The organism is Pseudomonas sp. ERMR1:02 (genome assembly GCF_002277815.1).
Taxonomy (GTDB): Bacteria; Pseudomonadota; Gammaproteobacteria; order Pseudomonadales; family Pseudomonadaceae; genus Aquipseudomonas.
Genome location: NZ_NKJI01000002.1, coordinates 436527 through 448731 on the forward strand (window position 1 = coordinate 436527; position 12205 = coordinate 448731).

The window sequence follows — 12205 nt, forward strand, 5'->3', positions numbered from 1 at the left end:
ATTTCTGCCTGTCTTCCAGGGTAACAATCGACTGTGTATTCAACCTGTCGAGCTTCTGCTACGCGTCATGTGTATGAGGGCCGAACGGCCGTTTCCCAAAGAAGGTCGCTCCTCAATGGCATAAGGCACAAACCCAAGCTTGGGGTAAAGCAGCAGCCCTGCCGTGTTTTCGTTGAAACAGGAAATCTGCACCTCGTTGGCTCCGTAACGCTCGAATGCCAAGCCGGTCATCGTCTCTACGATAAACGTGGCCACTCCTTCGCCCCGAGCGCTCGGCGAGACGATGACATTGCCGATACAGCAAACGCCATTGCGTTCAGCTCGATAGAAATTGGCGAACCCAACGACAGTCCCATTGATCTCCACGACGGTAGAGTCGAAGCGTTGGGAGATCGCGGTAATCAACTGCGTTTCCGTTAGCGGGAAGTGCGCCTTCGGAAACATGAAAAACAACTCTTGAGCGTTCTGAGGAAAGCCGCAGATCATTTTTACGTCGTTAGCCTTCACCGGCCTGTGGTTCAGTTTCATTGCTCGTCTCTAAGCTCCATGAATCAGTACTTTAGCTGAGTCCCAAGGCTAGCGCAGGGTGATGGAAAGCAATGGCATGTCCACAGCCGATTGTTGCCAGTCGCGAGAGTCTGCATCCGACCCGAAGCAGTCAAATAGACTTAGGCCAGTGATCCTGAATTTCATACTAAGGTGCTCGGACGCCACTCGATCCACAGCTGCCGGTAGCGTTAGTTCTGAATCAGGTTCGCAAGTCACCCGCTTTGATGAATTCGATGAGCGCTTTCAAGGCCGGTGGCACATGGCGCCGACTGGAGTAATAAAGAAAGAATCGGCTTGGCGGTGCTTTCCATTCCTGGAGTATTTCTCTGAGATGCCCGCTTCGGATTTCATCGCGCGCCAGCTCCTCGTAGACATAGGCAATACCGGCGCCATCTTTCGCCGCCTGGATCATCAGCGCATCGTCTTCCAGAATGAGCGGGCCTGTGACGGACAAACGTATCGGTTGACCGTCTGCTTGATACTCCCAGGCGTAAAGTTTGCCACTGGGAAAACGTCTGGCAATGCACGCATGGTCGAGCAAGTCGCGGGGGGCGTGCGCGATCCCCTTCGCGGCCAGATATACATCCGCAGCTACGGTCACGAACGATTGAGGTGTGCCAACTGGGACTGCGATCATGTCGCCGGCCAGGCTTTCACCAAAGCGGACTCCAGCGTCAAACCCGCCGTTCACGATATCGGTTAAACCATCATCGGTGATCAGGTCCAACTGAATACGTGGATACCTGGCCACGAAGGGCGCGAGCATTTGCGCAAACACGATGCGAGCCGCCGGACGTGCCACGTTGAGGCGAAGTTTGCCAACGGGCACTTCCTGCATCGAGGTCAATTGCGCCAATGTATCGGCAACCTGGTGCAGGCTCGGGACCAGCGTCGACAATAGCTGCTGGCCGGCCTCGGTCGGGGTCACGCTACGAGTGGTTCGGTTCAGCAGTCTGATGCCCAGGCGTGCCTCCAGCGCTCGCATCGCATGACTCAACGCGGAAGCCGAAACGCCACGCTCGTCGGCGGCCTTGCGAAAGCTGCGATGGCGAGCGACGGCGGCAAAGGCAGCGAGTTCAGAGAGATCGGGGTGATTACTCATGAGTGTCTTTCAGTAGTTCAAATCCGATTACCTATCTTATCGTCATGAGATCCCTCCCGGATACTTCTCACATCATTGGTGGAGAGGTCGCTATGCAAAAGAATCGTCTTGGATCATCGGATCTTCTGATTTCGCCTATAGGCCTTGGGACATGGGCAATCGCCGGCACCGGTTGGGAGTACAGTTGGGGAGCGCAGGATGACAAGGACAGCCTGGGCGCACTTGAATATGCGGTCGAACGCGGTGTGAACTGGATTGATACCGCTGCGGTTTATGGCTTGGGCCATGCGGAGCATTTAGTGGGGCAATTGCTGCGGCGGGTGCCGGCCTCGCGGCGTCCTTTGGTGTTCACCAAAGGTAGCCTGGTCTGGGACCCGGTCACGAAGGCGATTTCGCACTCACTGGCCCCGCAATCCTTGCTCGCCGAGATCGACGCAAGCTTGCGCCGGCTTCAAGTCGAGACTATCGATCTTTATCAGATCCACTGGCCTGCTTTCCCTGCCGGCGCAAGCAGTGAAGGTATTGAAATGGCGCTTTCGGCTTTGGCAGCCGCGCGTGATCAAGGAAAAATTCGCGCTATCGGTGTATCGAATTTCGATGTCGCTCAACTCAAGCGGGCGCAGGTGGTGACAGAGATCGTTTCGCTCCAGCCGCCGTACTCCGCCTTGATGCGGGACATCGAGAAGGACGTCCTGCCATTTTGTGAGCAGGCCGGGATGGGTGTCCTTGCCTATTCCACGCTTCAATCGGGGCTACTGTCCGGCAGCATGACGCGCGAACGCATCTCGCAACTGCCCGAAGACGATTGGCGCAAGGCCCGAAGTGCTGACTTCCAGGAGCCCCGTTTGAGTGCGAACCTGGCATTGGTTGACGTCATGGCACGCATTGGAGAAAGGCACGGGGTGGGTGCTGCTGCGGTCGCGATCGCCTGGGTTCTTCGCAAACCGGTAGTGACGGGCGCCATTGTTGGTGCCCGCCGTCCGGCACAGGTAGACGGCCTGATTGCAGCCTCTGAGTTGCGTCTTAGCAGCGCAGAAATCGATGAAATTCGACCGTTCCTGCCGTCGGGCATGGGAACAAATGTCCCTGGCGTTGCCTGACACCACTGAGCAGAGGGTGAGCGTTCAGCTCTGATTTTGAATGCAGGCGCTCAATGGGTAGCAGAGCGGTCGATCAACCACTCAAGAGCTCGACTGGATCAGTCCCATAGCGTTGCCAAGTTTCAAGAGATCCGAATCGTCGGTCAGGCGACATGCATTGCTGCAGTAAATCAGGGTGTCGCAGTCTTTGAAAACTTGAGATACCACCCATCAATCTCAACGGGCACGATGCGTGATAGGACTCACTCCATGACTGGCTGGCGGCTCTTTTTCATTACACGTGTGCCGCCAGCATTTCTGTAGCGACGATACCGAGTCACCGATACCTAGCGTGGTGGGATACTACTGTACGGGTGTGCAGAGTTCTACCAGCGTCCCGTCAGGGCATCGAACGTAGGATACGGTTTGCCCCCAGGGCTTGGTGCTGGGAGTTGCGATTTCGGTGGCGCCCGCTTTCAACGCTCTGGCATGAGCCGCTGAAACGTCCTCTGTCACCAGGCCGACTTCAATGCCTAGCGGTTTTGGGGAAGAGTGCGCTGGGACATGGCCAGTGTTGAAGTTCATCGCGGCCAGTTCATCGGCGGCGAAGGCCAGTGCCGTTTCTCCTGTTTCGAGCTCGCCATAGGTTGCGGATTCATGGAGGAATCGAATGTTGAGCCCGAAGGCTGATGAAAAAAACTGGAGTGAGGCTGCAACGTCCGGGACGTAGATAATCATGTAGCCAAATTTCATGAGCGAACATTCCTTGTCATACCAATTGAGCGGCGAATCTAGCATATTGAAGTTGGATGGTTCATCAGGCTCTCGTCCATTCGAATGCCTGGCTTCGACCATAGTCAGTCATTGAATCGAGCAGCGAACGCAGCTACTCAATTGGCATCACGATGTCGTCGTGCCCACTCATCGACGACATCCCCCATGGTTTTAGTGACTCCATTACGTACCCAGGCCATAAAATCCCTGTCAAATTTAAAGCCCGCGCCGCAGTGCTCCATCATGAATCTGCGTACATTCTGCGTATTTTTATAACTCTCACAGACGTTGGTATTTCGTTTGAGCTGGTCACTGTGCCAGTTAAAGGTCATGGATGTGGACTCCATACGCCGTGTTTTGATTAATCGATTTATAGCAGGTGTCTATCCGATGATTCGGATGGCTAACGGCAGGCAAGCGGTATCCATACATCCACGTAACCCTTCCCCTGTGATGGATCGAAATCAGAACTGTATTGCTCGAACTCAGGGGCATCGGCAAGCTCGTAGTCAGACTCAGGCAGCCATTGATTGAAGATGGTGAAGAACGTCTGATGGATCGTCGAGATATGGCCCTGATGCCGAAACACGACATGGTTTTGCTGAGGAATCCTGAAGTGTCGAAAAGCAGGAGGAAGCGCGTCGACGTGGGACACCTCGGTGCCGGCAATGTACTCAAAGCTACCATCCTCCGCAGGATTGCAGCACAGCCCATAGTTCCAGTTGTTTATCTGGCCAGGCACTCGCCCTATGTAAGGAACGAAGGCTTGCCACAAACCAACGATGCCTTCGTTTCTATCGAAGGTAAAACGTTCGCCCATACCCGCAACGACGAACTCGGCTCTGGTTTCAAAGCGGGGCTCAGACAGTGTTACGAGCTTCCTTTCTTTCATACGTAAAGGCTCTACCAGTGGCAGGTTCTCATCCTCTTGCTCGCGAACCTGTTTCGGGGTGACCCCGAACTGATCGGAGAAGGCACGCGTAAAAGCTTCATGGGATCCGTAGCCAGCATCCAGCGCCACTTGCAGGATATCCGGTGCCCCCCGACGCAAGGCCAGCGCCGCCTGGCTCAAACGCCGCGCGCGGATGTAACGCATCACCGGCCAGCCCGTCGACAGCGCGAACAAACGGGCTAGCGCAAAGGGAGACATGTTGCAATGGCGCGCAATACGTCCAAGATCCAGGTCGGATCCCAACTCCACCTCGATGTACCACAGGGCTTTTTCAATGTTCAGCATGACGACACTCCTTGAAAGTTGGAGCAACGTTAGCAAATGAACATGGCGGGCATTTGATCGTTCTTGCGATTTTCGCTTGCGGTTCAGAATGTGTAAAAACGCCTTCGCGGAAGGTCATAGTCGAGAGGCTGAGGGAATACGCAAAGCGGAGCAACAGCGCCCTTAAAATCAGACAGCCTAGAATATACCGAAGCTCAAGGAAGAGCTTTCAGGGCAGGTTGAGGAGATCTGAGATCTTGAGATCTGAACGCCATGCGCCTTCGCTCTGATGATTGAATTGGCGCAGTTTTGGGACTGCATCACATTGGCAGGGCTGAGTGCATGCCTTCATAATGACTGCTTCCAATACCACGTAAACGGAGACGGCGATGAGGGCGGAGCCCGAAGTCAGCCAGGTAAAAAGGCTGTGTCAATTCATTACCTATGCCCGGTTGGCTGCCTCCATTGTGATGATAGTCGGCATGGATGCCAAGGATGAGCAGTCGGTTGAGCTGCTCGCTCGCTGCTTCGGGCGGGAGACCGGTAAACGTTACGAATTCGATGCGGGGTAATGAGCCTTGGATTAACAGCGCAAGGAGCGCCGGCATCGTTTTCGGGCTGACGCCTGCTTCCGAAAGTCTCCAGTTTACTCTGTAGGCATGAGTGACGGACTCACGAAGCTGGTGACGACTCAGTGCGTTAGTCATGTAGTCCGCTTCTTCATTGCAGACATCAAGCATGAAGTCGATGAAAGCTAGCTGCCCACCGCCTATGCGCTTTTGAGCACCCTCAAGCCCATCTGTCTTCATGAGATCATTCATGCCTGTAGCAGATTGATATTCGTTGAGCCTTCGAACCAGGCCTCGCGAAAGCGACCACAGGTGTGGCTGAAGTCCAAGCAGTGCGAAATGCTCGAATGTAATCGCCCGCGCAAAAGCTTGGATGCCATCACGGTGTGTTGGCCTATGGAGAAGCTGATAGTGCTGACACAAGACCGCAACGATACGTCGACGAAGCTCCGGGATTTCACCAAAGGCGCTCTGATGATGCTCAAGTATGAACGCCCGATTCAAAACCTCTGGCTCAGAAGGCTCCCCATCAACCCCGCTCGAGTAATGAGCGTTGGTGATTTTAATATGCTCGCTCAAGCATGCAGCTGTCTCCGGGGCGACAAGGCCAGCGAGGAAGGCAGAACTTCTTTCAAGCTCATCTGCTCGCGCCAGTGTCGATGCAGGAATCGAATCGGGAAGGGTGGGGAGGAGCCAGCGCTCAGTCATCTGCGTGAAAATCGTAAACAAGCATCGCTTCACTCATCATCCGCTGAAAGCGGGGAATTGATGTCAACCTCAATACCGCCGACCAAGGAATCGAGGCGAGACAGGAGTGTTGAGTCGAGGGCGATCAGTTTTTCAGGGTGATTCCGGATGTCGTCATCCTGCAACGACAGAAACTCGAACATCACCTGATCATTTTCCGAGGCGTCGGTGCGCTCCGACTCGTTGCCAGAGTGGATCGTCGGAATGGATGAGGTAGGATCTGAGTCGTTCATACCCCTGACAATATCCGTGGGGGAAGTGCTTGTCATGCGCTGCTTTCGCAAGTCGCAAAGTGGTGCCCGCCGCCGAGATGGTATATCGCTGATTCGGGCCCTTGGCCCGGCTAGCCTGAGGTCTATCAAAAGGAGATGAAAGTGCTGTCATCGATCAAGGAATACCAGCCAGGAGCCCAGATCCCACATAGCGTTTGGATGACCTTCGGACTGCCATCACGCGACACCGTGCTTTATGACCTGGTTCACGAAGGACTGCCATTCCAATACCTTGAACGAATAGCGAGCCTCCTGCAGGTGCAACGAGGCGTTATCTCCAAGGCTTATCTGCATAGCGCCCTCGACGTTGGCGCGTAGAGCGAAAGCAGGGCGGTTCAACACCTTAGAAAGCGACCGCCTGGTTGCATTGGTAGCTGTCTTCGAGAAAACACTTCCCCTTTTCGAAAACAATGTCGCCGCTGCAACGGAGTGGATGAGCAAACCGGTTCGTGGGCTAGGTTCAAAGCGTCCTCTAGATATGATGAGGACGAGGGTGGAAACGAAAGCTGTCTTCGATCTAATCGGCCAACTGGAGAAGGGCGTTCTTGTGTGAGATCCGTAAGGCGGACTTTTGATAGGCTGTATCCCCCAGGCACCCTCTGACCATAGTCGTAAAAAACGCCGCCAATCACTCGCATAACAGCCTTGCCGCAATCGATTAGAGCCGGTACTTGCCTCTTCGAAACGCGTCTTCCAGGGTTCTGGGATTTGCTCATCACGCACGATTACAGAGTAGGATCCGCTGACTCCCACGATTTCTGTTTCAGGAACATATTCACGTAGTTTATCGACAGACCTGGCGGCTGCATCGCCAACAGGCTGCCGGGATTGGGGGGTAGTGTGGTGAACAGGTGGGGGCTTCTGGATTATGCCAGGGCGATCAGCTTCCCCTGCGTAGCGAGAGCCAGGTATCCCAGAACTTATTATGCGGCCCATGGTTGGTGAGCAGTAGAGAGAAGAAGAGGGTGGCGGAGCGCCCGACACCTCTGGTGTCGTTAACGCCGGCGGCTCATGAAATAGAATCGAGAACGTAGCGTTAGTAGAGGAGGGCTTTGGCGCGGAATCGATTGCACGCTCCGACTGGGAGGGTGGTGAGTGGTATGCCTTAAGCGAATGGTGCAGGCCGGTGGCGAAGGATCGTTGGATGTCGTAACTGAGGCTAAGGAGTACATCTGTACTCCTTAGATTTAGCCGCCATAAACACTAACCTCTATCCCGCGCCCCCAATCGCTTCACGGACAGTGCCCGTTCTTGATCATGCGAGTGAATAAGTGTTCTGAGTCGTTGCCAGGTTCGAGTGGCGCAGGTCGTACTGGAAATCCTTGGCGTTTCTGAACGGCGCGTCGAACGTCGCCGAGGTATGGCGGAGCCAATGAGACGATGCCACCCGCAGACTATCCATTTCGTAGGGCTCGCGTCCTTCATCGCGCATGCGTACCAGCGCGTTGTCGAACACAGCTTGGAGAAGTGCGCGCACCTGCCGGTCAGAGAGGCCTGCGCGGCCACTCAGCGTTTTCAGAAGCGGCGTCTTCTCCTGGTAGCTCGGCAAAGGGCTCAACCCAGTCGTATTTCTGCATCATGAGCGCCCAGCTGGGACTTCGGAAAGTGTCCACGTTATTGTCGGATCCGCGCAAAAAAACTCTATGGCTAGCTGAATACTACAACACCGAAATGGGGGCCTGCAGGCCAGGCTGGCTTGCAGGCCCCGGTGAATCTGCCCTTGAGGTCATCAACCAACACTCAGTTCGCGTTGTCGGAGGTAGCGTTGCTGATGCCGAAAACGCGCGAAATCCCGGAAAGTGTCCACATTATGCGATTCGACTCACGACTCGGAAAATGTCCATATTATGTGCAAAAAGCGCTGGGAGCCTCGGATTTCGTGGCCTGTAGGGACGGAGTCACCCTCGCTGAACTTGTCACAAGTGTCCAGATAGCGGAAGAATTAAGAGCAACGGTTCGAACGATCGTTTCATCCTGACGCCTAGAGAAATCAATGGGTTAGGGAAAACGCACAGGAGCAAAAGTGTCCGTATTTCGAAGGATTGAAGGCCTATTTGAGCAACGCCGAAGCGCTGGAGGCCATGTAAATAGAGGGCTCCAGGTTTTGAGGGGGTGAAAGTGTCCGCAAAACGCGACGGTGACAGATGCAACGATGCAGGTGATTTCAGAGATTTATAGAGTCCTTCGATGCCCGTAGGAGAAGCTGGCTGCAAACCGGTTGTGTTCATGAGCTTCGTTTTTCATGAATACAAGAGTGGGTCTTGGAGGAAGTTCCGCTCAGACACATCATTTAACATAATATACATTATGCGAACCTTCGTATTCTTGCGTGGGGGCCAGTAGCTGTCGTGTCGCTTTAAAAACGATAAATTTGCGGATAAAAACAATAATGGTGAAATTACATACTGTTGTGAGCAGTATCAGAGAGTCTTGATTAAGCAATTATCGTTTTTTCAAGCAGTCGTAGGTTGGAGTTCCTAGAACGCCACAGATACTGGCACCGCCTTTGCCGACGTGTAATGCCCGATTTACATCATGTACAATGAATCCAAAACATTGCCCTCGATTTGCTTGGTTTGGGTCACAGCTTACTCGTTTATTGCATTTCTTACGCTACAGGATCCCTGCAAGCACTTCGCTGTGTGAAATCTGCGGCGTTTAGCTTTGAGCTCGTGCGCTGATTTCAAGGGCTGCCACGTCTGTAAAGACAAACGCCGGCTGATTTACATGTGGATGCTGCAGATTAACGGTGCCACCTTTCGATTGAAGCTTGTGGAGCTTTTCTGCCACCAAATGCTCGTCCTGCATTACTGAATCGGCGTGTTATCCTTGATTCTCCTAGCGCCCAGGACTTTAAAGCTCCGTAATGCTGTTCGAACTCCGGGGTTTGCCATTCGAAATGTTGGCCCCTTTTATTACTTTCGTTTCACTGTCGATAGCGACCGTAATCATTGGGTTCGGCAGGAGTTTCTTCGCCTCATCTACCAAAATAACGTCGAGCTCAAACGTGCAAATTTCCACGGGCGTCTCCATTTTTAGCACCTGCTAGATTAGGTTGGAGCTCATCTAAGCGTCATGTCTGACGATTGATTTGTGCTATTAAGGATAGTCTATGCATCAGCACCCGCCAAAGGCACCTTAACAGTCTGTATACAGAGAACACTAATCAACTCAACTAAACGACTATTTAGTTGATTTAACTTTGGGATCCATATTTTTCTCAAAATCTCCTTGGCTCATCCCAGCCCCGCCGATTTTCTTGTGATCCTCGTGTCGGTTCCCGCAACGCGCCAATCCCAAGCGCGTTCACGCGACTTGGGATTGGTACCGGCGCACAACAGGTTCGGGTTTGCCCCTGCAAATTCCGGTTTTATCGGGCCACGCTGCGATGAGTTGCCCGCCGCCCCCCCCGCGTCCCACCACCAGCCAAATTTATCCTTCCTTGTGCCACGAAGATCCGCTGAGCCACGGAACCTGCGGTCAATAGATTTTCAGGTATCAATGGCTTTCAGGTCTTTCTGCACTTGAGCTAGAAACGCTTTGAGATCCGTGATGTTTTCCTTTCGTATGTAACACGCCGCTACCAGGCTGACAGGATGAACCCCCAAAACGCTGCACAACTCCTCGAGCTTTACAAGCGTCGGGCTGGTACCTCCACGCTCAAGCAAACTGACATTGGTGCGGCTGCTTACCAACGAAAAATGCTCCTGAGTCAGGCCTTTCCGAAGGCGAGCCTGTCGGAGCGTCGCCCCAAATGCTACTTTCAGTTCCATTTTGCTGTCTCACAAAAGGAACGATAAGGCGACATTGCGCAATATATGACTACAACATATATTGTTCATTCGAGATGCTGAGGTACCAGCGATGAACACGGATTATGAAGGGCCGACTATAATTTCCAGCCTTTTCAATGCTGATTTTCTGGGGCGTCCGTACATGCGGCAGACGGTAATGATCCCCTGGTTTTATCTCGAAGCACACGTTCGATACGGTAAGGAATTCGTTGGGGAAATGCTCATGGTGTCCTCATTTGAGGCACTGAAAGACATTCTCAAGGTCCAACATGAGTCATTTCGGGTGCGATCCATTCAGTACGTCACTCCTGGTTTCGTAAATGAAACCGGTCATTGGAAAATGGAGCCGCTCCTTGAGGCAAGTGAGGCGATTAATCCACAGGGGGAGCGGGTTCCGCTTTTCAAGGTTTCTGATCGCACTTACACGCACTTGGGGGTGAACACCGAGGTGAACCTAAAAAGCGTTAGGGTTCTATTTCCAGTAGTACAAAAAAAGCGCGACTGACATCGACCACAAGGCTGCTAAGCCTAAATCGTTGCAGCACCGCTTCAAACGCTCAAAACTGGTGCGTCATGTCTGTTACCGCCACTATCGTCAAACGCCTCAAGTGCACCCCGAAAGCGCAGCCTTTCAGTATCAATCGCTTTGCTAATCTAGGTTCGCAAGGAGCTGTGGCGAAAGCCTTATCTCGCCTTGCTGCATCAGGTGAGCTGGAGCGATTGAGTCGTGGTATTTACATGCGATCAAAGCTGAGTCACTTCACTGGTTATGTGCGACCAAGTACTAAGTCAGTCCTCCAAGCAATCGCTAGACATAATGGTGAGATTATTCAGGTACATGGTGCAGAGGCTGTCAGGTATTCGGATTGAGCACTCAGATGCAGATCAGACCGGTTTATTATACGAGTGGCGCTAGCCGCGAGGTGACAGTTGGGGCGAAGCGCATACGCTTGCTCCACGTTGCCCCCCAAAACTACAGCATGCTGGCACGATCGTCGGATTAGCGCTTTGCGCCCTCCTCTACTTAGGCAAAAAAGGCGTGAGTGGCACGGTCATAGCCAGTATCAAAGCTAAAATGGCTCCGTGTGAATTCAAGCAACTCGCGGACTGTGAGATTCCTACCTGGATGCAGGCCGCACTCCGTCATGCTATTTCATGGCCAACGCAGCAGGCTGTAGCGGAGCGACGCATCCGTCCTTATGGAGATGAATAATGACGATGCCAGACGAGCGTTCCCGCGCGGTGGTGCAGACCCGCGAATTTCTAGTTGAGTTAAGCCGTGATAACTCCCTACCAGATCGAGTCAGGCGTGATGCTAAGTTTTTGTTACGGCACTTTCCAACGCGAGATGACGTGGCCTTGGCAGGACGAATAGAGGAACATAGCGACACTTTGCCTTTCGGAGCTTCGGGGCCTGTATTCAGCTCTACAATTGCACGTTGAAAGCAGGCCTAAATTCGCACACGATTTGTTCTGAATGGTTTTTGATGACGGGCCCCATTCCCGGAAGGCTCTATCCAAGATTCCCGTTGCTTATCCATACTGAACCAATGAATACCCCAACGACCGCTCGGCGTCAGCTAAACAAGAAAGGCGAAATGCGTGATGCCGCTATCGCCGCATTCTGGGATTTCAGCGCCAATCGCGTTTTGCTTAAGGAATCCGAGCGATTGCTCCAGATCAAATCAGGGTTTTCTGCTCAGCTTTTCCAGGTGGTTCGCATAGCTTTTGACCTTCAGGGGCGTAGCTTGGAGACGCTCCTCAACGCGTCAATCTCCACGTTCAAGCGACGCAGCCGTGAACAAAAGCCCCTTAGCTCCGTCGCATCAGAACGGCTAGATCGAGTTGCCGTGGTCTGCCATTTGGCTGAACAGGTGTTCCAAAATAGAAACATGGCCGCATGCTGGATGTCCAAATCAAACAAAGCCCTCGGCGGAGATACGCCAGTACTGCTCTGTGGGACTGAGATTGGAGGCAAGCAGGTTCGTCGGGTACTTCAAGCGCTGGAATGGGGAGGTCCTGCCTAAATTTGGATTCAAAACGTAAGCGAACCTCTAATTGACGCCTGGGTTTTCGGAAATTCATTCGAGAGGTTTCCGGTCG

At 53.2% G+C, this 12205-nt stretch carries 14 protein-coding genes and 2 pseudogenes; 7 read left to right on the plus strand and 9 right to left on the minus strand.

What is annotated here, in order from left to right:
* Positions 1 to 39: 39 nt before the first annotated feature.
* Entirely contained in the window at positions 40 to 528 is a 489-nt protein-coding gene (locus CES87_RS05595; protein WP_128605298.1) for a GNAT family N-acetyltransferase, read from the minus strand.
* A gap of 220 nt (positions 529 to 748) precedes the next feature.
* A complete protein-coding gene (locus CES87_RS05600) occupies positions 749 to 1651 on the minus strand; it encodes a LysR family transcriptional regulator (protein ID WP_128605299.1) in 903 nt (300 codons plus the stop codon).
* 92 nt (positions 1652 to 1743) lie between these two features.
* Here CES87_RS05600 and CES87_RS05605 point away from each other — a divergent pair, with 92 nt between their 5' ends.
* The gene (locus CES87_RS05605) at positions 1744 to 2751 is read left to right on the plus strand and encodes an aldo/keto reductase (RefSeq protein WP_128605300.1); all 1008 of its coding nucleotides are present in this window, start codon (positions 1744 to 1746) and stop codon (positions 2749 to 2751) included.
* A gap of 342 nt (positions 2752 to 3093) precedes the next feature.
* Here the strand turns inward: CES87_RS05605 and CES87_RS05610 are convergent, their stop codons facing one another.
* From CES87_RS05610 to CES87_RS05630, 5 genes are all read right to left on the minus strand, one after another.
* Positions 3094 to 3483, minus strand: a complete 390-nt coding sequence (locus CES87_RS05610) for a VOC family protein (protein WP_128605301.1) — start codon at positions 3481 to 3483, stop codon at positions 3094 to 3096.
* Between the two features lie 137 nt (positions 3484 to 3620).
* Complete coding sequence (locus tag CES87_RS05615; RefSeq protein ID WP_128605302.1) at positions 3621 to 3836, minus strand: DUF6434 domain-containing protein; 216 nt, start codon at positions 3834 to 3836, stop codon at positions 3621 to 3623.
* Positions 3837 to 3907: 71 nt separating this feature from the next.
* The gene (locus CES87_RS05620; protein WP_128605303.1) at positions 3908 to 4741 is read right to left on the minus strand and encodes an AraC family transcriptional regulator; all 834 of its coding nucleotides are present in this window, start codon (positions 4739 to 4741) and stop codon (positions 3908 to 3910) included.
* Between the two features lie 299 nt (positions 4742 to 5040).
* Positions 5041 to 6018 (minus strand): hypothetical protein, encoded by a 978-nt coding sequence (locus CES87_RS05625; RefSeq protein ID WP_128605304.1) that lies wholly within the window; start codon positions 6016 to 6018, stop codon positions 5041 to 5043.
* Positions 6019 to 6026: 8 nt separating this feature from the next.
* A complete protein-coding gene (locus CES87_RS05630; RefSeq protein WP_178081381.1) occupies positions 6027 to 6269 on the minus strand; it encodes a type II toxin-antitoxin system PrlF family antitoxin in 243 nt (80 codons plus the stop codon).
* 141 nt (positions 6270 to 6410) lie between these two features.
* Between CES87_RS05630 and CES87_RS32865 the strand changes: the two genes are divergently transcribed.
* Positions 6411 to 6626, plus strand: coding sequence for a hypothetical protein (locus CES87_RS32865; protein ID WP_256590843.1), 216 nt, complete (start codon positions 6411 to 6413; stop codon positions 6624 to 6626).
* The gene (locus CES87_RS32870; protein ID WP_256590825.1) at positions 6616 to 6861 is read left to right on the plus strand and encodes an antitoxin Xre/MbcA/ParS toxin-binding domain-containing protein; all 246 of its coding nucleotides are present in this window, start codon (positions 6616 to 6618) and stop codon (positions 6859 to 6861) included. The genes CES87_RS32865 and CES87_RS32870 overlap by 11 nt, the downstream gene beginning before the upstream one ends.
* Positions 6862 to 7511: 650 nt before the next feature.
* On the opposite strand, the pseudogene CES87_RS05640 reads toward CES87_RS32870, so the two are convergent.
* Positions 7512 to 7881 (minus strand): annotated as a pseudogene (locus CES87_RS05640) (site-specific integrase); the annotation flags it as partial.
* A 1918-nt stretch (positions 7882 to 9799) separates the two neighbouring features.
* Positions 9800 to 10081 carry a helix-turn-helix domain-containing protein gene (locus CES87_RS05645; RefSeq protein ID WP_128605306.1) on the minus strand — a complete coding sequence of 94 codons (282 nt, stop codon included), beginning with the start codon at positions 10079 to 10081 and terminating at the stop codon, positions 9800 to 9802.
* 91 nt (positions 10082 to 10172) lie between these two features.
* Between CES87_RS05645 and CES87_RS05650 the strand changes: the two genes are divergently transcribed.
* From CES87_RS05650 to CES87_RS05665, 4 genes and pseudogenes are all read left to right on the plus strand, one after another.
* Positions 10173 to 10607, plus strand: coding sequence for a hypothetical protein (locus CES87_RS05650; RefSeq protein ID WP_128605307.1), 435 nt, complete (start codon positions 10173 to 10175; stop codon positions 10605 to 10607).
* A gap of 68 nt (positions 10608 to 10675) precedes the next feature.
* A pseudogene (locus tag CES87_RS32875) lies at positions 10676 to 11106 on the plus strand (DUF6088 family protein).
* A 214-nt stretch (positions 11107 to 11320) separates the two neighbouring features.
* Positions 11321 to 11545 carry a BPSL0761 family protein gene (locus tag CES87_RS32880; RefSeq protein ID WP_305880252.1) on the plus strand — a complete coding sequence of 75 codons (225 nt, stop codon included), beginning with the start codon at positions 11321 to 11323 and terminating at the stop codon, positions 11543 to 11545.
* 155 nt (positions 11546 to 11700) lie between these two features.
* Positions 11701 to 12129, plus strand: coding sequence for an antitoxin Xre/MbcA/ParS toxin-binding domain-containing protein (locus CES87_RS05665; RefSeq protein WP_256590826.1), 429 nt, complete (start codon positions 11701 to 11703; stop codon positions 12127 to 12129).
* The last annotated feature ends 76 nt before the right edge of the window (positions 12130 to 12205 follow it).